The sequence below is a fragment of the Flavobacterium piscinae genome, from assembly GCF_004122145.1.
Classification (GTDB): Bacteria; Bacteroidota; Bacteroidia; order Flavobacteriales; family Flavobacteriaceae; genus Flavobacterium; species Flavobacterium piscinae.
Window position 1 is genome coordinate 1 of record NZ_SBKQ01000059.1, and the last position, 226, is coordinate 226.

Here is a 226-nt window from a genome sequence, read left to right on the forward strand (position 1 = left end):
GAGTTGGCACAAAATGGGGCAGCTCCTGCTTCTCCCGGATTTGGTGTGGGGTTGACTGTTACCGTTACACTGGCCGTACTGTTTGCACAAGGTGGTGTGCCGATAAGGGTATACGTATACACCCCTGCTGCATCTTGACTCGGGTCAAATACTCCCGTGCCACTCGCTAATGCCGGTGACCACGTTCCGCCCGTTTCAGGGCTATTGCCCAATTGTGTGAATAAAT

The 226-nt window shown here is 53.1% G+C and carries 1 protein-coding gene; it reads right to left on the reverse strand.

Features of this window, described 5'->3' with window-relative positions; all coding sequences use genetic code 11:
* A partial coding sequence (locus tag EQG68_RS15170) for a hypothetical protein (protein WP_164975487.1) occupies positions 1–226 on the reverse strand: 226 nt, incomplete at both ends.